Annotated in this window: 16 protein-coding genes; 13 read left to right on the top strand and 3 right to left on the bottom strand. The window is 73.2% G+C overall.

Annotation, left to right across the window (positions count from 1 at the left end):
* Window positions 1-112: 112 nt before the first annotated feature.
* The 3 genes from GXP76_RS07990 (at window position 113) to GXP76_RS08000 (ending at window position 3068) form a co-directional block, all read left to right on the top strand.
* Complete coding sequence (locus GXP76_RS07990) at window positions 113-1048, top strand: ABC transporter ATP-binding protein (RefSeq protein ID WP_242570731.1); 936 nt, start codon at window positions 113-115, stop codon at window positions 1046-1048.
* Window positions 1045-1860: an ABC transporter permease gene (locus tag GXP76_RS07995; RefSeq protein WP_242570732.1), complete on the top strand. Its 816-nt coding sequence runs from the start codon at window positions 1045-1047 to the stop codon at window positions 1858-1860. Before GXP76_RS07990 ends, GXP76_RS07995 begins: the two co-directional genes overlap by 4 nt.
* Before the next feature lie 230 nt (window positions 1861-2090).
* Window positions 2091-3068 (top strand): heme A synthase, encoded by a 978-nt coding sequence (locus GXP76_RS08000; RefSeq protein WP_242570733.1) that lies wholly within the window; start codon window positions 2091-2093, stop codon window positions 3066-3068.
* Window positions 3069-3119: 51 nt separating this feature from the next.
* On the opposite strand, the gene GXP76_RS08005 is transcribed toward GXP76_RS08000, so the two are convergent.
* The 3 genes from GXP76_RS08005 to GXP76_RS08015 all read right to left on the bottom strand — a co-directional run bounded on the left by GXP76_RS08005 (window position 3120) and on the right by GXP76_RS08015 (window position 5741).
* Window positions 3120-4235: an amidohydrolase family protein gene (locus GXP76_RS08005; protein ID WP_242570734.1), complete on the bottom strand. Its 1116-nt coding sequence runs from the start codon at window positions 4233-4235 to the stop codon at window positions 3120-3122.
* 139 nt (window positions 4236-4374) lie between these two features.
* Complete coding sequence (locus GXP76_RS08010; RefSeq protein ID WP_242570735.1) at window positions 4375-4764, bottom strand: hypothetical protein; 390 nt, start codon at window positions 4762-4764, stop codon at window positions 4375-4377.
* 29 nt (window positions 4765-4793) lie between these two features.
* On the bottom strand, window positions 4794-5741 hold the full coding sequence (locus GXP76_RS08015) for a heme o synthase (RefSeq protein WP_242570736.1): 948 nt from the start codon (window positions 5739-5741) through the stop codon (window positions 4794-4796).
* Window positions 5742-6089: 348 nt separating this feature from the next.
* Between GXP76_RS08015 and tkt the strand changes: the two genes are divergently transcribed.
* From tkt to GXP76_RS08065, 10 genes are all read left to right on the top strand, one after another.
* On the top strand, window positions 6090-8168 hold the full coding sequence (gene tkt, locus GXP76_RS08020; protein WP_242570737.1) for a transketolase: 2079 nt from the start codon (window positions 6090-6092) through the stop codon (window positions 8166-8168).
* A gap of 34 nt (window positions 8169-8202) precedes the next feature.
* Window positions 8203-9321, top strand: coding sequence for a transaldolase (gene tal, locus GXP76_RS08025; RefSeq protein ID WP_242570738.1), 1119 nt, complete (start codon window positions 8203-8205; stop codon window positions 9319-9321).
* 4 nt (window positions 9322-9325) lie between these two features.
* Window positions 9326-10858 (top strand): glucose-6-phosphate dehydrogenase, encoded by a 1533-nt coding sequence (gene zwf, locus GXP76_RS08030; RefSeq protein WP_242570739.1) that lies wholly within the window; start codon window positions 9326-9328, stop codon window positions 10856-10858.
* Window positions 10855-11892, top strand: a complete 1038-nt coding sequence (opcA, locus tag GXP76_RS08035; protein ID WP_242570740.1) for a glucose-6-phosphate dehydrogenase assembly protein OpcA — start codon at window positions 10855-10857, stop codon at window positions 11890-11892. The genes zwf and opcA overlap by 4 nt, the downstream gene beginning before the upstream one ends.
* Window positions 11889-12671: a 6-phosphogluconolactonase gene (gene pgl, locus GXP76_RS08040; RefSeq protein ID WP_242570741.1), complete on the top strand. Its 783-nt coding sequence runs from the start codon at window positions 11889-11891 to the stop codon at window positions 12669-12671. Before opcA ends, pgl begins: the two co-directional genes overlap by 4 nt.
* 209 nt (window positions 12672-12880) lie before the next feature.
* The gene (locus tag GXP76_RS08045; protein WP_242570742.1) at window positions 12881-13747 is read left to right on the top strand and encodes a DUF4132 domain-containing protein; all 867 of its coding nucleotides are present in this window, start codon (window positions 12881-12883) and stop codon (window positions 13745-13747) included.
* Window positions 13744-18861, top strand: coding sequence for a DNA-binding protein (locus tag GXP76_RS08050; protein ID WP_308354110.1), 5118 nt, complete (start codon window positions 13744-13746; stop codon window positions 18859-18861). The genes GXP76_RS08045 and GXP76_RS08050 overlap by 4 nt, the downstream gene beginning before the upstream one ends.
* Window positions 18862-19047: 186 nt before the next feature.
* A complete protein-coding gene (locus GXP76_RS08055; RefSeq protein WP_242570743.1) occupies window positions 19048-20226 on the top strand; it encodes an AAA family ATPase in 1179 nt (392 codons plus the stop codon).
* Window positions 20227-20240: 14 nt separating this feature from the next.
* Window positions 20241-23981 (top strand): DUF5682 family protein, encoded by a 3741-nt coding sequence (locus GXP76_RS08060; RefSeq protein ID WP_374360175.1) that lies wholly within the window; start codon window positions 20241-20243, stop codon window positions 23979-23981.
* Window positions 23978-25906 carry an SWIM zinc finger family protein gene (locus GXP76_RS08065; RefSeq protein ID WP_242570744.1) on the top strand — a complete coding sequence of 643 codons (1929 nt, stop codon included), beginning with the start codon at window positions 23978-23980 and terminating at the stop codon, window positions 25904-25906. Before GXP76_RS08060 ends, GXP76_RS08065 begins: the two co-directional genes overlap by 4 nt.
* Window positions 25907-25930 lie beyond the last annotated feature (24 nt).

The raw sequence follows: 25930 nt of genomic DNA on the forward strand, positions 1-25930 counted from the left end.
CGGGAGTGACAACAGCCGTCCGGTACGACGAGTGGTGCCCTACGTCACTTAGGGTCACCTAAGAAGCGGCCCCGGACCCGGGGCGCGCGGGGCCGCTGCCTAGACTCACGGCATGCGCAGCGTCGTCGGAGAGCCGGTGGTCCAGGTCCGGGGCCTGGTCAAGCGGTACGGGGCCAGGGCCGCGGTGAACGGCCTGGATCTGACGTTCCGGGCGGGCACGGTCTCCGCCCTCCTCGGCCCCAACGGAGCCGGCAAGACCACCACGATCGAGACCTGCGAGGGCTATCGCAGGCCGGACGAGGGCACGGTGCGCGTTCTCGGACTCGACCCCGTGGCCGACGCGGCGCGGCTGCGCCCCCGCGTCGGGGTGATGCTCCAGTCCGGCGGCGTGTACTCCGGCGCCCGCGCCGAGGAGATGCTGCGCCACATGGCCACCCTGCACGCGAACCCGCTGGACGTGACCGGACTGATCGAGCGTCTCGGGCTCGGCGGCTGCGGACGTACGGCCTACCGGCGGCTCTCCGGCGGCCAGCAGCAGCGGCTGTCGCTCGCCATGGCCGTCGTGGGCCGGCCCGAGCTGGTGTTCCTGGACGAGCCGACGGCCGGGCTCGACCCGCAGGCCCGCCGGTCCACCTGGGACCTGGTGCGCGAGCTGCGCGCCGACGGAGTGACCACCGTGCTGACCACGCACTTCATGGACGAGGCCGAGGAGCTGGCCGACGACGTCGCCATCGTCGACGCGGGCCGGGTGGTGGCGCACGGCACCACCGAGGAGCTGTGCCGGGGCGGCGCCGAGAACACCCTGCGCTTCACCGGCCGCCCCGGACTCGACCTCGGCTCGCTGCTCAAGGCACTGCCCGACGGGTCGGCCGCCGACGAGCCGGCGCCGGGCGCCTACCGGATCGGCGGCACGATCGACCCGCAGCTGCTCGCGACGGTGACGTCCTGGTGCGCGCAGCACGGCGTGATGCCCGACAAGATCTCGGTCGAGCGGCACACGCTGGAGGACGTCTTCCTGGAACTGACCGGCAAGGAGCTGCGGCCATGAGCGCCGGTACGGACACGGGTACGGGCGCCATCCAGGGCGAGGGCACGAGTGCCGGCAGGTACACGCCCGCGCCGGGCGCGGCGCCGCTGCCGCGGATGATCGCCGCGCAGACCGTCTTCGAGACGAAGATGCTGCTGCGCAACAGCGAGCAACTGCTGCTGACCGTGATCATCCCGAGTCTGCTGCTGGTGCTGTTCTCGACGGTCGACATCATCGACACGGGCTCGGGCGCGTCGGTCGACTTCCTGACGCCCGGCGTCCTCGCGCTGGCCGTGATGTCGACGGCCTTCACCGGGCAGGCCATCGCGACCGGCTTCGAGCGCCGTTACGGGGTGCTGAAGCGGCTCGGCGCCTCGCCGCTGCCGCGCTGGGCGCTGATGACCGCCAAGACGCTCTCAGTCCTGGTCACCGAAGTGCTCCAGATCGTGCTGCTGACGGTCATCGCGTTCGCGCTGGGCTGGTCGCCGGAGGGCAGCCCCCTCGCCGTACTCCTGCTGCTCGTCCTCGGTACGGCGGCGTTCTCCGGGCTCGGCCTGCTGATGGCGGGCACGCTCAAGGCCGAGGCGACGCTGGCTGCGGCGAATCTCGTCTTCGTACTGCTGCTGGTGGGCGGCGGCGTGATCGTGCCGCTGGACAAGTTCCCGGACGCGGCGCAGACGCTGCTCGGCCTGCTGCCGATCTCGGCCCTCTCCGACGGGCTGCGGGAGGTCCTTCAGCACGGTGCGGGGATGCCCTGGGCCGATCTCGGGGTGCTGACCGCCTGGGCGGCACTCGGGCTCGGCGCCGCGGCCCGTCTCTTCCGCTGGGAGTAGGACACCGGGCACCGCCCGTCGGGCACCGGCCCGTCCAACCCTCGGACGGCAGTCGGGCCGCCGGCACGACATCGCGGACACCGGCGTCCGCCGGCGCCCGGCCACCGGCGGGGCGCCACCGGCCCCGTTTGGCGTCTCTCGGACCTGAGTGGACCTCCGACCGCGGAGCGGGTGCCTCGGGGCGGCCTTGGCCACCCCCTCGTGACTGCGTTCACAAACGCCCGCCTACCATGGTTGCCGTGTGGAACCCCCTCGACTACATCGCCCAGCGCTGGACGCCCTCCCCCCGTGTCCTGCGCCGCGCCGCGCTCTCCGCCGTCGTGATGACCGTCGTCATCATCGTCACCGGCGGCGCCGTCCGGCTCACGGGCTCCGGGCTCGGCTGCGACACCTGGCCGAAGTGCACCGACGACAGCCTCTTCGCGACGCCCGAGCAGGGGCTGCACGGCGCGATCGAGTTCGGCAACCGGATGCTGACGTACGTGCTGTCGGCCGCCGTCGGCTGGGCGATCGTCGCCGCCCGGTCGGTCAAGCCCCGGCGCCGCGGCCTCACCCGGCTCGCCTGGAGCATGTTCTGGCTGGTGGTGGTGAACGCCGTCATGGGCGGCATCACGGTCCACATGGAGCTCAACCCCTGGACGGTGGCCGTCCACTTCCTGCTCGCCAACGCCCTGCTCACGGTCACGGTGCTCGTGTGGCACCGCACCGGCGAGGGCGACACGACACCCCGGCCGCGGGTCCCCCGTCCTGTACGGAAGCTGTCCTGGGCGCTGGTCGTCACGACGGTGCTCCTGGTCACCCTGGGAACGACCGTGACCGGTTCCGGCAAGCACGCGGGCGACAGCAGCGAGGTGCCGCGCATGCCCTGGGACTGGATCGACGCGGCGCACGTGCACGCGGCGGCGGCCTGGGCGATCTGCGCCCTGGCGATCGCGATGTGGCTGGTGCTGCGCGTGGTGGACGCCCCGGACGACATCCGCGCGCGGGCGCGTGACCTGCTGATCGTGCTGCTCGCGCAGGGCGGTATCGGTTACGTCCAGTTCTTCACCGACGTCCCCGAGTTCCTGGTCGGCGTCCATATGCTCGGCTCCGCGCTGACCTGGATCGTGGTGCTGCGCCTCGCCCTGAGTCTGCGTGAGCGGCCCGTGGCGGACCCGGAGATCCCGGCACAGGCGGACCCGGCCGACCCGGCGCTGTCCACCGCCTGAGCGCCCCAGCCGCTCCGGCCGAGCCGACAGAGCCGACCGGCCTGACGGCCGTCACACGCCGTCGAGGCCGTACACCCGGCGGGCGTTGCCCGAGGCGATCATCTCCGCCACGCGCCGCGCGTCGGCGAGCGCCCACGAGCCGTCCGCCACCCAGCCGCCGAGCACCCGCGCCAGCGACTGTCTGAACACCCGCGCGCCGACCACGTGCAGTTCGGGCAGCCCGCGCGCGCCGCTGGAGTAGAGCAGTTTCCCGAACGGCGCCAGCTCCAGCACCTCCGCGAGTACGTCCGCGGCGCGGGCGCCGGTGTGGGCGAGGGCCGGGCCGAGATCCACATAGACATGCGGATGGGCCGCGGCGAGCCGGGCCGCCTGCCGGTGGTGGGGCAGGCCGTGCAGCAGGACCAGATCGGTGCCGAGCCCGGCGGTGGCCGCCGCGAAGCCCGCGATCCGGGCCGGACCGCCGCCGGGACAATCGGCCCGGCACCCCTCGCCGCCGCCCGCGTGAAGCTGGAGCGGCAGCCCGGTGGCGACGGCGGTCCACAGCAGATGGCGCAGCAGTACGGGGTCGGTCAGCCGGCCGCCCACCCGCCGCCGCGCGAGCCAGCGTCCGGCGGCCGTGCGCACCTCTCCGGGGCCGGGTGGTTCGGTGGCCGGGGCGGGGCCGTGGCGCAGGGCGGCGACGGACACGAAGGCGACGGCCGATCCGGCCGCCGTGTGCACGGCGTGGGCGAGGTTGGCGAGCAGCGAGTCGACGGTGCCCGAGGTGTCGGCGACCTGCTGGGCGAGGAGTTCGAGCCGTACGATCTCGCGTGCCTCGGCGGCGCCGGCCGCGGCGATCTCCTCGGGCCCGGTCAGATCGCCGGGCAGACCGGTGTCGACCAGATAGGTGGTGACACCGGTGCCCCGCAGCAGCCGGCGCCCGGCCTCCAGGACGCCGAGTTCCCGCCGTCTGGCGAGATAGCCGGCGGGTGAGGTGTGCGGTTCCAGTCCGAGGAGCGGCGGGCACCAGCGCCGTACGGCGAATCCGGTCTGGGTGTCGAAGAAGGTGGTGCCCGCTGCGGGCGGTCCGGCGCTCCGGCCGAGCTGGGCCTCGAAGGTGCCGAGTCCCAGCTCCGTACGGAGGACGCCGTGGCAGTTCTGGTCCACCAGAGTCGTTGTCTCGATCATGGCGCTTCCCGTCGTGGACCGTATCCCTACAGTCCTAACGGGAAAAGCGCGCCCGGGTGTTGGCCGACCCCGCGCCGAAACCGCCCCGGGGCCCGGCCCGGGCCGTGTCCGACAAGTCCCGCCCTGCGGGCGGATGGCGCTATGTGGCGGACACGGCCTCGTCGTTGTCCGGGCCGCCGATCTGGATGCCCGCCATGCGCGTCCACTCGTACGGGCCGGTGCGGACCTTCGCGGCGAACTCGCCGTCGAAGGACTCGTGCACCGTGATCCCGGCCTTCTCGACGGCCTTCAGCGCCACGTCGTGCGTGGGGGCGACCAGGTCGCCCCAGTCGCCGTCCTGCGCCACCAGCACGATGCGGGTGCCGGCCTGGCCCAGATAGGAGAGCTGGCCCTCGGCGGCCCCGCCGTGCCGTCGCGCGAACGCGCCGATCTGCTTGGCCAGTCGGGCCGCGCGCCGTTCGTCCCGTACGGCCTGCCGGCTCGCACGCGCGCCGTCGCCGGTCTGCTCGTCAACCTCGGTCTCTGCCATGACCAACATGCTACCGACGGGTAGTCGTCCTATCGAAGGAAGGGGTCGACCGCGACGGCCACGAAGAGCAGCGACACATAGGTGATCGACCAGTGGAACAGCCGCATCTCCTTCAGCTTGCCGCCCGTCGCACCGGACTTGGCGCGCGACTGGAGCCCGTGCGCCTCCCAGAGCCACCAGCCGCCGGCCACGACGGCCACCGACGTGTAGAACCAGCCGGTGTAGCCGAGCGGCGTCAGCAGCAGCGACACCCCCACCATCACCCAGCTGTAGAGCACGATCTGGCGGGCCACGGTCCGGTTGGACGCGACGACGGGGAGCATGGGCACGCCCACGCGCGCGTAGTCCTCGCGCACCTTCATCGACAGCGGCCAGTAGTGCGGCGGCGTCCAGAAGAACATCACCAGGAAGAGGATGACGGCGGCCCAGGACAGCGAGTTGGTGACGGACGACCAGCCGATGAAGACCGGCATGCAGCCGGCGATGCCGCCCCAGACGATGTTCTGCGAGGTGCGCCTCTTGAGGATCATCGTGTAGACGACGACGTAGAAGAGGAGCGCGCCCAGCGCCAGCGCCGCGGAGAGCCAGTTGACCAGCAGGCCGAACCAGAGCGTCGAGATCACGGCCAGCGAGAGCCCGAAGACGAGACTCTCACGGGGCGAGACCATGCCGGTGACCAGCGGACGCTGCGACGTACGGTCCATCATCGCGTCGATGTCGCGGTCGATGTACATGTTCAGCGCGTTGGCGCCGCCGGCGGACAGATAGCCGCCGACGCAGGTGACGAGCACCAGCCACATGTCCGGCACGCTCTGGGCGGCCAGGAACATCACCGGGACCGTGGTGATGAGCAGCAGTTCGATGATCCGTGGTTTCGTCAGCGCCACGAACGCTTTGACGCGGGCCCCGAACGGCCGATGGCCCCCCGGGCTCGGAGTCAGGACGACCCCAGCGGGTCGGGACTCGACGGCCGTCACGCACACCCCAGACAGAGAAATCCCAGCAAGCTCCGGGCGTGAAGGCCCGGTAAAGACTTGCGCGTACCACGCCACTCTAGACGTTGCCCTTACGCCGTTCTTCTCGGGGGTGGGCTCGTGTTGACGCCTGCCGGGAGCCTCCTGTGAAGGGGTGGATGTCACCGCGGGATCGTCCGCGCGAGGTGTGCCCGACATCCGCCCGGCACCCTGATGACGGCTCTTCTTTACAGAGGTCTTCACCCACGTGGACGGAAATGGTCGCGCGGCGTCACAAGGGTAGGCTCGGCAGCGAACCGGTGCGCCCTCAGACACCGGGATTCGACATGTGGAGAGGAGCCCTGACTCAGGGTGAGCACCAAGCCGACCACCACAGATCTCGAAGAGTGGACCGACCTGGACCGCAAGGCGGTCGATACCGTCCGCGTCCTGGCCATGGACGCCGTACAGAAGGTCGGCAACGGCCATCCCGGTACGGCGATGAGCCTGGCCCCCGCCGCCTACGTGCTCTTCCAGAAGCTGATGCGGCACGACCCGGCCGACGCACAGTGGACCGGGCGCGACCGGTTCGTACTCTCCGCGGGCCACTCGTCGCTGACTCTCTACATCCAGCTGTACCTCGCGGGCTACGGCCTGGAGCTGGACGACCTGAAGGCGTTCCGCACGTGGGGTTCGAAGACCCCCGGGCACCCGGAGTACGGCCACACGACCGGTGTCGAGACGACCACCGGACCGCTCGGCCAGGGTGTCGCCAACGCCGTGGGCATGGCGATGGCCGCGCGCTACGAGCGCGGTCTCTACGACCCGGACGCGGCCGCGGGCACCTCTCCCTTCGACCACACCATCTGGGTGATCGCGGGTGACGGCTGCCTCCAGGAGGGCGTCTCCGCCGAGGCGTCCTCGCTGGCCGGTCACCAGAAGCTCGGCAACCTCGTCCTGCTCTGGGACGACAACCACATCTCCATCGAGGGTGACACCGAGACGGCCGTGTCCGAGGACACGCTGAAGCGGTACGAGTCGTACGGCTGGCACGTCCAGCGCGTCGACCAGCTGCCCGACGGCGACCTCGACCCGGCGGGTCTGGCGCGCGCGCTGAAGGCCGCGCAGGCGGAGACCGAGCGGCCCTCGTTCATCGCCGCCCGCTCGATCATCGCCTGGCCCGCCCCGCACGCGCAGAACACCGAGGCCGCGCACGGCTCGGCGCTGGGCGACGAGGAGGTGGCCGCCACCAAGCGGGTGCTGGGCTTCGACCCCGAGCAGACCTTCGAGGTCGGCGACGAGGTCCTGGCGCACACGCGTGAGGCGCTCGACCGCGGCCGTGAGACGCGCGCCGAGTGGGAGAAGACGTTCGCCGCGTGGCGCACGGCCAACCCGGAGCGCGCGGCGACCTTCGACCGGGTCCGCGCGGGCGAACTGCCCGACGGCTGGGAGCGAAAGCTGCCGGTCTTCGAGACCGGCAAGGCCGTCGCCACCCGTGCCGCGTCCGGCAAGGTGCTCCAGGCGCTCGGCGCGGTCATTCCCGAGCTGTGGGGCGGCTCCGCCGACCTCGCGGGCTCCAACAACACCACGATCGACAAGACGTCGTCGTTCCTCCCGGCGGACAACCCGCTGCCGGAGGCCGACCCGTACGGCCGCACGGTGCACTACGGCATCCGTGAGCACGCCATGGGTTCGACGATGAACGGCATCGCGCTGCACGGCAACACCCGTATCTACGGCGGCACTTTCCTGGTGTTCTCCGACTACATGCGGCCGGCCGTGCGGCTCGCCGCGCTGATGCAGGTGCCCGTCACCTACGTCTGGACGCACGACTCGATCGGTCTCGGCGAGGACGGTCCGACGCACCAGCCCGTCGAGCACCTGTCCGTACTGCGTGCCATTCCCGGTCTGAACATCGTGCGCCCCGCCGACGCCAACGAGACGGCGATCGCCTGGCGCGAGATCCTCAAGAGGCACGCCAAGGGCGCGCCGCACGGCCTGGCGCTCACGCGTCAGGGTGTGCCGACGTACGAGGCCAACGAGGGCGCGGCCAAGGGCGGTTACGTCCTGTTCGAGGCCGAGGGCGGTGAGCCCCAGGTGGTGCTGATCGGTACGGGCTCCGAGGTGCAGCTCGCCGTCGAGGCGCGCGAGCGGCTCCAGGCCGAGGGGATCGCGACCCGCGTGGTGTCGATGCCGTCGGTGGAGTGGTTCGAGGAGCAGGACCAGGCGTACCGGGACAGCGTCCTGCCGCCCTCCGTGAAGGCGCGGGTGGCGGTGGAGGCCGGTATCGGGCTCACCTGGCACCGTTTCGTGGGTGACGCCGGTCGCGTCGTCTCGCTGGAGCACTTCGGCGCTTCGGCCGACGGCAAGGTCCTCTTCCGGGAGTTCGGCTTCACCGCGGACGCGGTCGCGTCCGCGGCCCGGGAATCTCTGGCAGCCGCAGCGCGCTGACGCCGGTACACGATAAGTAGGAGATGCAACTCTCATGACAGACGCACTCAAGCGCCTCTCCGACGAAGGCGTCGCGATCTGGCTCGACGACCTGTCGCGCAAGCGCATCACATCCGGCAACCTCGCCGAACTGATGGACCAGCAGCACGTCGTGGGCGTGACCACCAACCCCTCGATCTTCCAGAAGGCGATCTCCGAGGGCGACGGTTACGAGACCCAGCTCACCGACCTCGCCACCCGCCGGGTGACCGTCGAGGAAGCCGTCCGCATGATCACGACGGCGGACGTCCGCGACGCCGCGGACATCCTGCGACCGGTCTTCGACGAGACGCAGGGCCAGGACGGCCGTGTCTCCATCGAGGTCGACCCCCGGCTGGCGCACAACACGCGGGCGACCATCGCCGAGGCCAAGCAGCTGGCCTGGCTGGTGGACCGCCCGAACACCCTCATCAAGATCCCGGCCACCGAGGCGGGGCTGCCGGCGATCACCGAGACGATCGCCCGGGGCATCAGTGTCAATGTGACGCTGATCTTCTCGCTGGAGCGCTACCGCAAGGTCATGGACGCGTACATCGCCGGTCTGGAGAAGGCGAAGGACGCGGGTCTCGACCTCTCCAAGATCTACTCGGTGGCGTCCTTCTTCGTCTCCCGCGTGGACACCGAGATCGACAAGCGGCTCGACGCGCTGGGCACCGACGAGGCGAAGGCCGCGCGCGGCAAGGCGGCCGTCGCCAACGCCCGGCTGGCCTACGAGGCGTACGAGGACGTTTTCGGCGGCGACCGCTGGGCGGCGCTGGACCGTGTCCAGGCCAACAAGCAGCGCCCGCTGTGGGCCTCGACGGGCGTCAAGGACCCCGCGTACCGGGACACGATGTACGTCGACGACCTGGTCGCCCCGCACACGGTGAACACCATGCCGGAGGCCACGCTGGAAGCGGTCGCCGAGCACGGAGCGGTCACCGGTGACACGGTGAAGGGTACGTACGACCAGGCGCGCGCCGATCTCGAAGCCATCGAGAAGCTGGGCATCTCCTACGACGACGTCGTCCAGGTGCTGGAGGACGAGGGCGTGGAGAAGTTCGAGAAGTCCTGGACCGACCTGCTCAAGTCGACCGAGGCGGAGCTCGAGCGCCTCGCCCCTTCGGAGGACTGAACCCTTGACCGCAACCCACGGAGCGAATCCGCTTCGTGACGCCGCGGACCGACGGCTCCCGCGTATCGCGGGGCCGTCGGGCCTGGTCATCTTCGGCGTCACGGGCGATTTGTCCCGTAAAAAGTTGATGCCCGCCGTCTATGACCTGGCCAACCGCGGGCTGCTGCCGCCGGGCTTCTCGCTCGTCGGCTACGCCCGTCGCGAGTGGCAGGACGAGGATTTCGCGCAGGAGGTCCACGACGCAGTCAAGGCACACGCCCGTACGCCGTTCCGGGAGGAGGTCTGGCAGCAGCTCATCCAGGGGATGCGCTTCGTCCAGGGCGACTTCGACGACGACCAGGCGTTCGAGAACCTGAAGTCCACGATCGAGGACCTCGACAAGGTGCAGGGCACGGGCGGCAACTTCGCCTTCTACCTGTCCGTACCGCCGAAGTTCTTCCCCAAGGTCGTCAAGCAGCTCAAGAAGCACGGGCTGGCCGACCAGAAGGAGGGCTCCTGGCGGCGCGCCGTCATCGAGAAGCCGTTCGGCCACGACCTGGCCTCCGCGCAGGAGCTCAACAAGGTCGTGCACGAGGTCTTCCCGTCCAACGAGGTCTTCCGGATCGACCACTACCTGGGCAAGGAGACCGTCCAGAACATCCTGGCGCTGCGCTTCGCGAACACCCTCTTCGAGCCGATCTGGAACCGGTCGTACGTCGACCACGTGCAGATCACCATGGCCGAGGACATCGGCATCGGCGGCCGGGCCGGCTACTACGACGGCATCGGCGCGGCGCGTGACGTCATCCAGAACCACCTCCTGCAGCTCCTCGCCCTCACCGCGATGGAGGAGCCCGCCTCCTTCGACGCGGACGCCCTGGCCGCCGAGAAGACCAAGGTCCTCGGCGCCGTACGGCTGCCGCACGACCTCGGCAAGGACACGGTCCGCGGGCAGTACGCCGCGGGCTGGCAGGGCGGCGAGAAGGCCGTCGGCTATCTGGAGGAAGACGGCATCGACCCCAAGTCGAAGACCGACACCTACGCCGCGGTGAAGGTGGAGATCGACAACCGCCGCTGGGCGGGCGTCCCGTTCTACCTGCGCACCGGCAAGCGGCTGGGCCGCCGGGTCACCGAGATCGCGGTCGTGTTCCAGCGGGCCCCGCACTCCCCCTTCGACCACACGGCCACCGAGGAGCTGGGGCAGAACGCCCTGGTCATCCGGGTCCAGCCGGACGAGGGCGTGACCATGCGGTTCGGTTCGAAGGTGCCGGGCACGGCGATGGAGGTGCGGGACGTCTCGATGGACTTCGCCTACGGCGAGTCCTTCACGGAGTCCAGCCCCGAGGCGTACGAGCGGCTGCTGCTCGACGTGCTGCTCGGCGACTCCAACCTCTTCCCCCGTACGGAGGAGGTCGAGCTCTCCTGGAAGATCCTCGACCCGATCGAGCACTACTGGGACAAGCACGGCAAGCCCGCGCAGTACGAGTCCGGGACCTGGGGTCCGGTCGAGGCGGACGAAATGCTCGCACGACACGGACGGAGCTGGCGTCGGCCATGAAGATCGACCTTACGGACACCACGTCCAGCAAGATCAACAAGGCGCTGGTCGAGGGACGCCGGGCGATCGGCACCCCGGCCGTCGGCATGGTCCTCACCCTGGTCCTGGTCACCGACGAGGAGAACGCGTACGACGCGCTCAAGGCCGCCAACGAGGCGTCCCGCGAGCACCCGTCGCGCAAGCTGGTCGTCGTCAAGCGGTTCTCCCGCTCGGCACGCGACCGGTCCAAGGCGCGCCTCGACGCCGAGGTGCGGGTGGGTGTGGAGGCCGGCACCGGTGAGACGGTCGTACTGAGGCTGTACGGCGAGGTCATCGAGCACGCCCAGTCGGTCGTCCTGCCGCTGCTGCTGCCCGACGCGCCCGTCGTGGTGTGGTGGGCGGCCAACGCGCCCGACAACCCCGCGAAGGACCCGCTGGGCACGCTGGCCCAGCGCCGGGTGACGGACACCTACGCCGCCGAGAACCCGATCGCGGAGCTGAAGGCGCGCGCCGACGTCTACACGCCCGGCGACACGGACCTGGCCTGGAGCCGGATCACCCCGTGGCGTTCGATGCTGGCCGCCGCGCTGGACCAGGTCGACTGCAAGGTCACCTCGGTCCGGGTGGAGGGCGAGGAGCTGAACGCGAGCTGCGAGCTGCTCGGCATGTGGCTCGCGGAGCGGCTGCACGTCCCGGTCACCCGGGCGGTCTCGGGCGGCCCCGGTCTCACCTCCGTACGGATGGAGACCGACTGCGGGCCGATCGAGCTGCGCCGGACGGACGGCTCGCTGGCGACGCTGGCGATCGAGGGCCAGCCGGACCGGGCGGTGGCGCTCAACCGGCGGGAGACCTCGGAGCTGATCGCCGAGGAGCTGCGCAGACTGGACCCGGACGACACGTACGCGGCGACGCTGCGGTTCGGCGTGGACCGGCTGGATCCGGCGAAAGCCGACACCTCCGGTGACGACGGCGACAGCGACGGCGACGGCGCTCCGGCGGCGAAGAAGGCGGCTCCCGCGCGTGGGTCGGCCGCCAAGAAGGCGGCGTCGAAGTGAGCGTTCCGCAACTCGTCGTGCACCGCGACAAGGAGCTGATGGCGCAGGCCGCGGCGGCCCGGCTGATCACGAGGATCGTGGACGCCCAGGCCGCGCGCGGCAGCGCGTCGATCGTCCTGACCGGCGGGCGCAACGGCAACGGGCTGCTGGCCGCGCTGTCCGGGGCACCCGCGCGCGACGCGGTCGACTGGACCCGGCTCGACCTGTGGTGGGGCGACGAGCGCTTCCTGCCCGGCGGCGATCCGGAGCGCAACGACACGCAGGCCAGGGCCGCGCTGCTCGACTCGGTGCCGCTGGACCCCGCGCGGGTGCACACGATGCCGGCGTCGGACGGGGCGTACGGCTCCGACATCGAGGCGGCGGCCGCCGCGTACGCGACCGAACTGGCGGCGGCGGCACTGCCGGAGGACCACGCGCGGGTCCCGTCCTTCGACGTGCTGATGCTCGGCGTGGGGCCGGACACGCATGTGGCCTCGCTCTTCCCCGAGCTGCCGGGCGTCCGCGAGAGCGAGTGCACGGTGGTCGCGGTGCGCGGTGCGCCGAAGCCGCCGCCGCTGCGGATCTCGCTGACGCTCCCGGCGATCCGGGCGGCGCACGAGGTGTGGCTGCTGGCGGCGGGCGAGGACAAGGCCGAGGCCGCCGAAATCGCGCTCTCGGGGGCGGGCGAGGTCCAGGCTCCGGCGGCGGGCGCGTACGGGCGGGCGCGGACGCTGTGGCTGCTGGACGAGCCGGCGGCGTCGAAGCTGCCGCGCGCGCTGTACCCCACGGGTTCCGCCTGAATCCTGGGGCAGTTCTTCTGATGGAGCGTCATATCGCTGATACGGCGGCCCGGTTCGTGCACACGGACCGGGCCGCCGCGCGTCGCGCCCCGGTGCCTTCTCCCGGCCGGGCTGTCAGTGGGGGCCGGTAGCGTTCTTTCCCTACCGCAGTGCGGGGTTCGTTCCCCTGCGGGATTCATGATGCGTGGACGGGGAGAGGTGCGTGCGCAATGGGCTGGCTGTCGGCGGGCGAGGGGTATGAAGTCGCCTTGGTGGAAGGCCGGGTGACGGCGAGGTCCACCTCGGGGCGGGCCGCGGGGCGGCAGTTGAAGACGCTGCCCAAGGGTGTGAAGACACATCCCGAGGTGGACCGGCTGCGCAAGCTCGCCGAATGGCTGGACCGGCACGCGACGGAATGTGTGGCGCGGGTGGACGACTGGATGGTGTCGTCCCTGCCCGTTCCCACCGGTCTGCTGGCCCGGGTGTGGCCGGACGAGGCCTGGCGGGCCGGGCTGCGCGACATGGTGGTGATGGGCGAGGGTCCGGACGAGGTCGGCTTCCTCCGGGACGCGGGGGGCTCCGGTGAACTGCGCGTGGTCGATCCGGACGGCGAGACCGTACGGCTGTCACCGCGGACGGTGACGCTGCCGCACCCCGTCCTGCTGCCCGATCTCGACGATCTGCGGGAGTTCGCCGCCGAGTTGGGCCTGACCCAGGGCGTGGAGCAGATCCACCGGGCCACCTGGCGCAAGCCGGCGGACCTCGCCCGGAAGGCGACGTCGGTGTCGGACTTCGCGGGCGGCACCTTCGACTCGCGGTTCGGTCTGGCGGCGCGGGCGACCTCGCTCGGCTACCGGGTGTCGGGCGGCTACGCCACCTGCCGGGTCCGGGAGGCCGGGACGATCACCGAGGCGTCGGTGTGGATCGGGGAGCCGTACTGGTACGGGGAGTCCGAGACCGGCGATCTGACCTGGAGCGTGGCGGACGGACGCGCGCTGCGACTGCCGGAGGTCGGACCGGTCGCCTGGTCCGAGGGGATGCGCATGGCCGCGGCGCTGTACGCCGGCCGCACGGTCAGGCAGGGGGAGAACACGTGAGTGACACGGGGGCGACGGTGACGGCGGGAACAGGGACACGGGCGGGGACCGAAGTGGCGGGGAGCGAAGTGCGGGCCACGGCCGAGCAGTTGTTGCGGGCCGGAGCGGTGCTGCCGCCCGGCACTCGGGACGCGGGCGAGCGGGCGGTCCCGCTGACCACCCGCGCCTACCGGCATCCGGTGCTCGACGACCGGGTCGTGGTGCGGCTGGTGGCCGGGGAGCTGGGAGCGGCGGAGGACCTGGCCGCCGGGTTCCTGGGTCTGGAGCCGGACGGCGAGCCGGCCGAGGTCGGGCTGGGGATGCGGCAGTCGCTGAGCTTCCCGGAGTGGGTGCTGGTGCACCACCCGGGGGACGGCCGGCAGGCACTGGGGCTGATGCCGGAGCTGGACAGGATCGCCCGGCAGGCGAAGACGAAGCCGAAGGTGGCGCTGGCCTCCTACCAGCAGATCGCGGGGCGGCTGGCCGACTCCGTACCGCACTTCCTGCCGACGTTCTACGAGCGGGCCGGACGGGTCTTCACCGAGGTGGAGAACCCCGGTTTCGCGGGGCAGATGTTCCTGCGGGCCCGCGACGCGGAGAGGCAGTACGGCCTGGCGGTGGACGAGGAGCGGCTGCACGCGGTGTTCCTGGAATTCGCGCTGGCCGGGGCGCTGCCGGTGAAGGCGCTGACCGGGCACGCGAGGGGCCTCGCGTCACGGGTGCCCGCCGACGAGGCGTACCGCCGGTTCCGTGAGGTGTGTGTGCGTCGTACGGCCGGGGGGTTCGAGCCGTCGATCCAGATGTCGGCCGATCTGCGCAAGCTGGCGAAGGCCGCCGGGGCGGACCCGGTGGTGGCGGAGGGCGCGTATCTGACCGAGCTGCTCGCCCTCCCCGCGACGCGGCGGGCGGCGCCCGGCTGGTGGAAGGGGCAGCGTTCGGCGCTGGTGGCACTGGCGCGGCGGGAGCCCGCGACCTGCGGGACCCTGCTCAACCTGCTGCCCGAGGACGACGAATGCGCCGGGTTCTGGCTGGAGTTGCTGGAGGAGTGCGGGGCCGCCGAAGGGCTCTGGGACGCCACGCTGCCGGCCGAGCGGCGGCCGGACGACGGTACGGTCGGCTGGTATCTGCGGTTCTCGAAGTACCGGTCCTCCTCGCACAGGACGGCCGCCCGGATGCCGGCGCTGCTCTCTCTCGTCGAGCGGTCGGCCGGGCGGCTGCGGGCGGAGCTGGCCGCGGCCGGCGCCGGGTCGCAGGCCCTGCCCGTGCCGTACGAGGATGTGGATCTCCTCGACCTGCTGCTGTCCCTGGATGTACCGGTCGCGGATCCCCGGAGTGAGAACCGGGTCCGGCGTCTGCATCTGGACAGGTGGGCCGCCGACCCGGACGCGGACCGCCGCGATCTGCTCGCGCTGGCGGCGGACGGGCGTTTCCGGTCCTCGTTCGGGGCGGGGATGGACGATGTCGGCGGCGAGGTCGCGCCCTACCGGCTGCTGGCCGCCTCCCCCGGCGGGCGACCGATGCTCACCGAGTGGATGACGGCGACCGCGCGGGACTTCTCCGCCGACGCGCTGCCCGGCCTGCCGGGCGCTCTGCAGCGGCTGCGCCGGATTCCGGGTGTGGCCCTGGCCCTCGCCGAGGAGGACGTGCGGGCCGTGGCCGCCACCGATCTGGCCCCGCTGCTGGTCCGGACGCTGCGGACGGGGATCTTCGACGAACTGGGCTGGCCCGCCTGGGAGGAGGCGGTCGCGGCGTTCGCTCCGAAGGACGAGGACCGGGACAAGATCGTCCTCGCCGACGCCTGGCCTCATCTGATCGTGGCGGGCGCCTCGCAGGCACGGGTGCTCGACGCCGACGGCGCCGTACTGACGCACGACCTGCGTATCCCGCACGATGCCTACGGCTGGTACCGGCACCCGGGATTCCACTACGTGGACGGGCAGTTGCTCGTGCAGTGGCAGGCCTACTCCGACGGTGACGAGCTGAAGGGGTACTGGCACACCGCCGCCGACAGCCCGGCCCCCCTGGAGTCCGCCGAGGGCATCCGGGGCGTCCAGGTCGGTCGACTCGGCAACGGGCTGGGGGCGTTCACCCTGCCGAGGCCCGGTGGCGGGCGGTTCACGGGCGGCGGTGTGCTGTACGCGGGGGACACCTCCCTGCCCGTCGAGCGGGCGGTGCACTCGGACGGGACGCGGTACTGGGCGAAGGTCGCGGACGCCGAAGGCACCGTACGCCTGCACGAGCTGGACCCGGAGTCAGGGAAGCCCCTCGCCGCCGGCCGGCCCGCGTTCTTCACCGAGGCGACGGCCGACGCGCCGCAGGACAGCGTCTTCACCGGTGGCGCGCTGCTGCCCGCCCCGTCGGCCGGGACCGGTCCCGGCTCCCATCCCGTGGACGGTCTGCTGGGCTGGCGGGTGGTGCGGCTGCCCGACGGCTCGCGGCGCTGCGAGGACCTGGCCGGGCACACCACCACACTGGCCCGTGACGCCGGCTGGCCTGCCCGCCCCCTGCTGTTCCCCGGCGACGACCGGCCCAGGGGTGTCGGTGGTGCGGGCTCCGAGATCAGGCTGATCGACCCGGAGGGCACGGTCACGGCGTACGCGCAGGTGGACGGGGCGCCGGGGCCGTTCGCCGCGGGCACCCGGCTGCTGCCGCCGGAGAACTACTGGCACTGTCTCAGGGCCAGGGACCCGCGGGGCTCCGAGGCACTGCGCGCAATCGACCGGGACACGGCGGCGGCGCTGCTGTCGGCGGCGGTCGCGCAGGCCGAGAAGGCGAAGGAGGAGGCCCGCCCGGGGAGGGGCGCGAACACGGGGACGGATCCGGAGACGGACGAACTCCTGTCCCTGGTACGCGAGTTGCTGCCCTCCGTCAGCCATGACGCGCTGGTGGCAGGGACCGCCGGGGTGGTGCGGTTCGCCGCCGGACAGCAGGCCGAGCTGGCCGCGATCGTGGCGCGCCTCGAAGAGAAGGAGGTGACCGAGCGGCCGAAGGCGGAAGCCGTCGGCCCCGACAACGCGGTGATCGGCGAGGCTCTCGACGGACTCGCGGACGAATACTCCCCTTCGTCGTACGGCGGGAGGGACACTCACAGCTTCTTCGGTCAGCTCCGTGCGCTGAGCGAGGTACTGGCAGGCCCCGCCGAGGCCCCGACCGAGCCCGGGAAGGCCGTCCGGCTCCACCTCGACGGACCGCCGCTGCCCACGGACAGGACCGACTGGGAGACGCTTCTCGGCGCCCCCGCCGCGCTGGCGTACCGGGCCGCTTCGGTCACCACCGGGCAGGAGCACCGCGAGGCGCTGGACGAACTGCTGGCGGAGCTGGACACACTCGGCCTCACCACGGCCGGGGGCGCCGACCGCTGGCGCGTCTGCCGGCTCCACCTCGACGAGAGCGCCCTCGTCGACGCGGACGGCACCCCCAGGCGGGGGAACTGGTCGGGAGTGCTGCCGCTGGCCGGCGGCGCCTTCCTCGCCTTCCTCCGCGCGGGGTACTGGGACGGCTCCCGCCGCGAGTTCACCGCTCTGTTCCACGATCCGGCGGGCCTCTTCGAGGTTCCCGCGCCGTACACCGTCAGCTCCGCGCCGCGCGGGATCGGTGCCGGCCGTGGCCGGGAGGACGACTGGTTCGGGGCCTTCCGGGCGGAGCTGGCCGAGCGCGGGCCCGTGCCCTGGTTCCCGGCCGCCGCCGAGGAGTTCGCCCGGCTCACCGGTGTGACGCCGTCCGCGGCCGCGCTGATCGTGGCCGGCCTGCCCCGTGTGTGCACGCACCAGCAGGACTTCCTGCCCACGGACGTACGGAACACCCTCGGGCTGAAGACCCCGAACGCCGCTCTCGCCAGGGACGAGTTGCAGCGCGTGGACGCCGCCGTCCGCCGGGCCGTCGTCGCGGCGCTGCTGCCGGCCGAGCCCGCCCGGCTGTGGACGCGGGGGCCCGACGTGGCCGCCGCCGCCGAGGTCTGGAACCGCGAGCTGGGCGTGCGGACACCCGTCCCGGAGGAGCTGCTGCTGCTCGTGGCGAAGGCCGTCCGGGCCGTGCGGTCGGACTGGACGCCGGAGCGGACCCTGCGGGCTCTCCTCGATCCGGCCGGCGAACCGCGGCTGACGGCCGACGCGGTCTGGCGGGTCCACCAGGACACCGTCGCTCCCGTCGCCACCGGCCACGCGGTGTTCGACGCGGGCACGCTGAAGTCCCTTGTCGCGACGGCCGCGTGGCTGGCCCACCAGCTCCCGGCCGGTCACCCCGTCCGCGCCCTGCTTCCCGGCGTGCTGCCCGCCCTCCGGGAGCGGCTGGCCAACCCGGAGCTGATGCTCCCCCTGGGCAGCGGGTACGCGAGCCTGACCGCGTTCCGCAAGGCGGCCGGCGCCCCGACCGAGACCGGCGAGGGGTACGAACGCTACGGCGCGGTGATCATGAGCACCCACGACAGCCAGCCGTATCCCGCCGTTCGCCCGGCCCTGCTCGACGAGGCCGGCGACGACCCGTATCTGCCGGTCCTGCGCGGCATCGGCGACGGCTACGGCCGCACCGGCGCGCAGGACACCCAGAAGCTGTACCCCGTCGAGATCGGTCTGCGCCTCGCCCGCGATCCCGGCTTCGCGGCGCTCCTCGGTGACCCGGGTGACCCGGCGGCCGGCGAACGGGACAAGGACGGCACCTGGTATCCACAGGACCCCGCCCGGTCGGTCCCCGATCTGGTCACCGAGGTCGCCAAGGAGTACGGCATCGGTGAGGACGCCGCCGTGCTCTATCTGATGCTGCTGGCGATGCCCGATCCGACCGACACCAACGTCGCCAGGTGGACGGGCTGGAAGCGGCGGCGCGGCGGAGCCGCCCGTATCGAGGCGGCGCGCGAGGAACTGGCCGCGACCGACCTGGTGGTCAGGGCGGCCCGCACCGGGGCCAGGCGCTCGCTCTTCCTGCCGGGCGGCTGGACGGACGTCGATTCGGCGGCCATGTCGCTGGAGCGGTGGAAGCTGCCGCTGTTCGCTCTGGTCAGCGGGGGAAGCGCCCCGCTGGACGCGATCGCGCCCACCGAACCGGTGGCCGACCTCTACCGCCGGGCCTGGCAGCGGGTCAGGGAGGGCGACGCCCCTCGCTTCGACGAGCTCAAGGCCCGGCGGACCGGGCGGGGCTGACCGTACGTCCGGCCGGGGCGGGGTGCAGGTCGCCCCTCCCCCGCCGGCCGCCCGGCGGACCGCACCGCCGGTCACCACATCGCACGACACCCAGGCCCGGCGCTCCCGCCCGGCCGTACCCGAACCCCCGCGGGACGCGGCGCCATGCCGCGCGACCCGCCCCGCACCGAACAAGGACTCCTGCGCATGACGACCCGGACAGACACCCTGACAGAGAGCCGGGAGACCGCCCCCGCGACCCGGCAGTCGCTGCCGGCCGAGGAGCGGTACGCCACCGAACTCGCCTTTCTCGCCGCGTACGACGACGGCCCGCGCCCACCCGGCTGGGCGCTCACCCCACGCGCGGTGGTCACCTTCATCTGCGGCAGCGGCGGCGAGGCCCTGCGGCTGTCCGGGACCCACGCCGGGCTGCCCGCGCGGCTGACCGTCCCCGCCAAGTTCATCGGCGAACGCGCCCTGGTGGAACGGTGCGTGGTCACCCTCGTCGGCGAACGCGGCCTGCTGCTCGTCGGCGAGCCGGGCACCGCGAAGTCGATGCTCTCCGAGCTGCTCGCCGCCGCCGTCAGCGGCACCAGCGCCCTCACCGTGCAAGGCACCGCCGGCACCACCGAGGACGCCTTCCGCTACGGCTGGAACTACGCGCTGCTGCTCGCCCAGGGCCCCACACCGCAGGCACTGGTCGCCTCCCCCGTGCTCACGGCCATGCGGACCGGCCGGGTCGCCCGGATCGAGGAGATCACCCGCTGTCTGCCGGAGGTGCAGGACGCGCTCGTGTCGATCCTGTCCGACCGGCGGCTCAGTGTGCCCGAACTCGCGGGCACGGACGACGCACAGACCTCGGCAGTCCCCGGGTTCAGCGTGATCGCGACGGCCAACCTCCGCGACCGGGGCGTCTCGGAGATGTCGGCCGCGCTCAAGCGGCGCTTCAACTTCGAGACAATCCACCCCATCGCCGACGCGGACGCGGAGACCGCGCTCGTACGGGGCCAGGCCACGGCCGCCGTGGAGCGCGCGGGCACGGCGTACGCGGTGGACGACGCCGTGCTGGACGTGCTCGTCACCGTCTTCCGCGATCTGCGCAACGGCCGCTCCGCCGAGGGCTGGGACGTGGAGCGGCCCGGCACGGTGATGTCGACCGCCGAGGCCGTGCAGGTCGCCGCCTCGCTCGGGGTGGCGGCGGCGTATCTGCCCGGCGGGGACCTGCTCGACCTGGTGCCCGGCCATCTGCTCGGTGTGGTCCTCAAGGACGACCAGGCCGACCACGGGCGACTGCTGGGTTACTGGGACGGTCCGGTACGCCGCCGCGCCGAGGACGGCGCGGAAATGTGGCGCCGGCTCTGGGACCTCCGGGAGAACCTGCGTTGAGCGGCGCGACGGCGGTGGACACCACCGCACACGACCGTGCCGCCGACGAGCCCGGCCAGGGGCCCGGCGACGACCCCCGCGACGCGGTGGACGCGCTCGCGGCCTCCGTGGCGCCGTACCTGCTCGGAATACGACACCACAGCCCGGCGCTGGCCGCCGCGCTCCCCGCGTTGCTGGACGCCTCGGGCGCCGACGTGGTCTGCGTCGAGTTGCCGGCCGACTTCCAGCCGTGGCTGACCCATCTCGCCGACCGGGGCACCGTGGCGCCGGTGGCGCTCGCCGGAGCCGATCCGGACGGGCGGCTCGGCTTCTACCCGTTCGCCGACTTCTCACCGGAGCTCGCGGCCGTCCGCTGGGCCAGGGACCGCGGCGTCGAAGTGCGCTGCTGCGACCTGCCGTTGTCGGACCCGGGCTGGACGGCGACGGGACCGTCCGCCGACCCCGACCACGACGCCGGTCCGGACGCCGGTCCGGGCCGCGGGCTGCCCGGACCGGCCTTCGCCGCCGCGCTCGGCTCCTCCGGCACCGGCCGCGAGGGCGACGACCTGTGGGACCGCACGGTCGAGGTCCGCGCTCCCGGCTGCGAGCCGGAGGCCGTACGGCGCGCCGCGCTCGGCGTGGGCTGGGCGCTGCGCCGCGACGCGTCGGTGCGGGGCGGGGTGGCCCCCTCCGACCTCGCCCGTGAGGAGCACATGCGCCGTGTGATCGCCGAGGCGGCGGGCGGTGAGCGCCGGGTGGCGGCGGTCGTCGGCGCGTTCCACGCACCGGCGCTCACGGCGCCGCGCGGAGAGCCGGGGGCCGGGACCGGGGTCAGCGGATCCGGTGGTGCCGACGCGGCCCCCGCGCCCGGTCCGCTCGCCGCTGCCGGGCGTGGCGCCACGCCCGGCCCCTCGTCCAAGGCCGGTGACGCCGGTACCGCGCCCGTCACCTCTCTCGTGCCGTACACCTTCGCCCTGCTCGACTCCCGCTCCGGCTACCCCGCCGGGATCCGGGACCCGCGCTGGCAGCAGGCCGTCTTCGCGGCCGGTGGGGTGCCCGAGCGGGTACGTGACGCCGCGGCGGCCGCCATCACCGGACTGTGCCGGACGATGCGGTCCGCCGGGCACACCGCCGGCACCGGCGAGGCGGTCGAGACACTGCGGCTCGCCGACGACCTCGCACGGCTGAGGTCGCTGCCCGCCCCGGGCCGCGGTGAACTGCTCGAAGCGGTCACGACCGTTCTCGGCCAGGGCGAACCCCTGGGCCGGGGACGGGCCCTGGCGCGGGCTCTCGAAACGGTCCTGGTGGGCACGGACCGGGGACGCGTCGCACCCGGCACACCGCGGTCCGGGCTCGGCCCGGCCGTCGAGGCCGAACTCACGGCGCTGCGGCTCCCCGGCCCGGAGAGCCCCGAGCCCCGGGAGGTACGTCTCGACCCGCTCAGGTCGGAGCTGGACGGGCGCCGCGAGGTTCTGCTGAACCGTCTGGAGGTCTGCGACGTCGGCTACTGCACCCCCGGCGAGGTGGCCCGTACCGGCGATTCCGCCGGTCTGAGCACCCGGTGGCAGGCCGCGTGGACCCCGGTCGTCCCCGCCCGGCTCGATCTGGTGGGCGTCCGCGGTGTCACCGCGGCCGTCGCGGCGGCCGGAAAGCTGCGCGAGACCGCGCACGCGCGGTACGCGGAGGGCGGGCCCACCGCCGGGTCGATACTCACCGGGCTGCGTGACGCGGCGCGGTGCGATCTGCCGGAGCTGGTCGCCGACCGGCTCGCCGAGGCCGCCGACGTGCTGCCGTCGTCGGCCGCCCTGCCCGAACTCCTCGACGCCCTGGACCTGTTGCAGTCCCTGCGGCAGGGACATCTGCCGGGCACCACCGCCGACACCCGGCGTGCGGCTGCCGAACTGGCCGTGGTCCTGCTGGAGGCGGCCGTACGCGGACTCCCCGGTCTCGCGGGCAGTGACGACCCCCAGGACGCCGTCGCGCTGGTCGCTCTCGCCACCCGGGCCGGCGAGCACCGACTGGGTCTGCGGATGGACGACACGCTGACCACCCTCGCGACGACCGGCTCACCGGTCATCCAGGGCGCCGCGGCGGCGACACGGGTCCTGCTCGACCTCGACGCACCGACGGCCATGGGCGACCGGGTCGCGAGCTGGATCGACAGGGCCACCGGACCGGACGAACGGCGCCGCCTCTCCGGGCTGCTCACCGGCCTGCTGACGGCCGCCGGACCGCTGCTCCAGTCCGCCGAGGCCGCTCTCACTCCGCTTCTGGACCGGATCGACGCCCTTCCCGACCAGGGATTCCTCGACCGGCTCCCGGCGCTGCGCGGTGGGTTCGACATCCTCACACCCGCCGACCGGGGGCGGCTGCTGCGTACGGTCACCGAACGGCTCGGCGACCGCCCCGACCTGACGCTGAGCGCGCCGCCGGAACTGGTCGCGCTCTGGACGGCGGCGGACGCCGCCGGACTCGCGGCGCTGACCGCGCTGAAACTGCCCGCCATGGGGCTGCCCGAGCACGTGGCGTCCGAGCTGCCATCGGACGTGTCCGGGCCGGGGTCCGGGCCCGTGGGCGTACCGAACGGCACACACGGTTCGCGGACCGCGGCGGGCGGCCCGCCCACCGGCCCCGTGGACTCCCGGCGTCTCGCGCCCGCCGACCGCTGGCGGCTGCTCCTCGGCCGGGAGAGCGAACAACTCCCCGACGAGGCCCGCCGCTACGCGTACGCGCTGGACGAGCTGTACGGCACCGGGCGCGGCGAAGGCTCCGCCGACCTCGCGTCGGGACCGCCCGGCGCGACCGGCGACGGCGGCGGACGGGAGAGGTCATTCCCCACCGCCCGCGAATGGGCGGAGGAACTCGACGCCCTGTTCGCGGCGGACGTGCGCGAGGAGGTTCTCGGCAGGGCGGCGCACGCCGGCCGTACGGAGGTCATCGCCGAACTGGACCCCGCGCACGTCAGACCGTCGATCGAACTGCTCAGCTCGGTCCTCTCGCTGGCCGGGGGCATGCCCGAACAGCAACTCGCCAGGCTGCGACCACTCGTGCGGCGACTCGTCGACGAACTGGCGCGGGAGCTGGCCACCCGGCTGCGCCCGACCCTCACCGGGCTCGCGCACCCCCGCCCGACCCGCCGTTCCGGCGGAAAGCTCGATCTGCCGCGCACTTTGCGGGCCAACCTGGCCCACACGCGCCGCCTGGACGACGGACGGACCGTCGTCCTCCCGGAACATCCGGTGTTCAGCACCCGCACGAGCCGTGAGTCGGACTGGCGGCTGATCCTCGTGGTCGACGTGTCCGGATCGATGGAGGCGTCGGTCATCTGGTCGGCGCTGACCGCCGCCGTCCTGGGCGGCGTACCCACCCTCTCGACCCACTTCCTCACCTTCTCCACCGAGGTGATCGACCTGACGGACCGGGTCGCCGATCCGCTGTCGCTGCTGCTCGAAGTACGTGTCGGCGGCGGTACGCACATCGCCGCCGGACTCGCCCACGCCCGGTCCCTGGTGACCGTGCCGACCCGCACCCTCGTCGTGGTCGTCAGCGACTTCGAGGAGGGCTACGGCCTGGGCGGACTGCTCGGTGAGGTGCGAGCGCTCGCCGCGTCCGGCGTCCATCTCATGGGCTGCGCGGCCCTGGACGACGCCGGCGCACCGCGCTACTCGGTGCCGGTCGCGCAGCAGCTCGTGGCGGCCGGAATGCCGGTCGCCGCCCTCAGCCCTCTCGCCCTCGCCCGCTGGGTGGGCGACCGACTCCGCGGGGAGAACCGATGACGCCGTCCGTCCAGGCCGTCCCGCTGCCACCGGTCGCCGCGGAGGTGGTCGCCGGCGCGGTGGAGGGGCTGACCTCCCGGCTGAGCAAGAAGCTCGACGCGGCGATCGAGAAGTACGGCGCCGTGGCCCCGACCCCCGTCGCCCCCGACGACGGGGGCGAAGCGGGCATCGGTGTGAGGTGCGGCGAGGACGCGGTGGTCGTCCTCTCCCCCGGCCCGTCCGGTACGGTCACGGACCCCGCCCAGGCACGCTGCACCTGCCTGCTCGCGCCGCGCTGTCTGCACCTGGCGGCGGTCCTCGGGGCATGCCCGGTGGCCGGCCCGGAGAGCGCACCCGAATCGGCCGCCGAAGCCACCGACTCCACCGAAGCCGCCGGAGAGAACGCTGCTCCGGCGCCGCCCACCACCGAATCCGCGACACCCGCATCCGTCACGCCCGCCGCATCCGCCGCGCCCGCCAGGCCCCCGGCTCCTCTCAGCCCTGTCCGGATCGCGGCCGCGTCAGGTCTGTGGTCCGCCGCCACGGCCGTGCTCGCGGCCGGCGTGCCCGCAGCCGGTGCGATACCGCAGGCGGAGCTGTTGCGCGCCGCCCACACCGCCCGGCTGGCCGGACTGCACCGCGCCGAGGCCGCCGCCCTGCGCGTGGTGCGCGGCCTGCGCGAGGCACGGGTGGGCCACGCCGGTCACCGGCTGGCCGACCTGGTCGCGGCGCTGCGTGAACTGCTGCTCACCACCGGTCTGCTGGCGGCGGGCGACGGCGCCCCCGAACTGATCGGCACCGCCCGGCGCGGTTACCGGCCGGGGGGCGCGTTGCGCGTCCACGGCGTCTGCCGGGAGCCCGTGATCAGCGCCACCGGTTACGGAGGTGTGGTCACCCATCTCGTCAGCGACGACAACCGCTGGTTCTCCGTGGCCGATGTCAGGCCCGGCGGCTCGGCACGGGCGCGAGGCGCGGCGACGGCCCCGGTCACCGTCGGCGCCACGGTCCTCGACCACGCCCAGCTCTCGCGCGGTGGTCTGCTGATCAACGGCGCGACGGTCTCCCCGGACGGCCGGCTCGGTTCCGGCAAGGGCGTCCGGTCCAGTCCGGTCGCCGGTCTGCCCTGGTCGTCCGCACCGATCGCCGCCCTGTTCGCCCGCCGGCCGGCCGAGGCGGTGGCCGACCTGCTCTCGACGGGGGCCGGCGCGGCGGAGGAGGGGACCGCGCGGACCGGCGAGCCGATCGGCTGCGACCTGGTGATCACGGGCGCCGTGGGCGACCAGCTCCTCGCCCGTGAACTCCCGCACCCGGACGCCGAGTTGCCGACCGGGCCACTGATCCGGCTGATGGCGGCCCACCCGCATCCGGACCTCGCCCACACGGCCAATCTGCGGCGACTGGCCACCCGCCCCGGCCTCCGGGTCCGGGTGGTGGGCCGGATCGACCCCGATCGCGCCGCCACCCTGCGGCCCTTGGCCGTCGGACCGGTGCCGGGTGTCGAGGCGAGCCTGCGGCTGCCGCCGGAGTGGCTGGACCGTGCCGACCTCGGCTACGACCGTCTCCAGGGGGCGCATCTCCCGCCGCCGGACGTCTGTCCCCCGACCGCGCCCGAGCACACCGGGCCCGACCTGCTGACCGACTCCCCCGTCTGGCGCGTGCGCCGTCTGACGGAGCTGGCTGTCGCCGGCGGGCGCCGGGCGGTCGCCGAGTCCGCGCGCAACGGCGGGTCGCGCGGCGACGCCGCCGCGCTGCGGGCCACCGGGTTCCACACCGCCGCCGAGCTGACCGGCGCTCTCAGCTTCGAGGCGGACCGCCGCACCCGTGACACCTTCGGCCGGATCCGCGACGACGGGACGGACCGCTACGCGTCGGCCTGGCTCGCCGCGGCGTTCCATCTCACCAGTACGGAAAGGGCGTTGGTCCGGGCGAGCTGGGCCGCGGAGTAGGACCGCCGGGCGGGCCCCCGAGGG

Source organism: Streptomyces sp. NP-1717, assembly GCF_022695985.1.
In the GTDB taxonomy this organism is placed as follows: Bacteria; Actinomycetota; Actinomycetes; order Streptomycetales; family Streptomycetaceae; genus Streptomyces.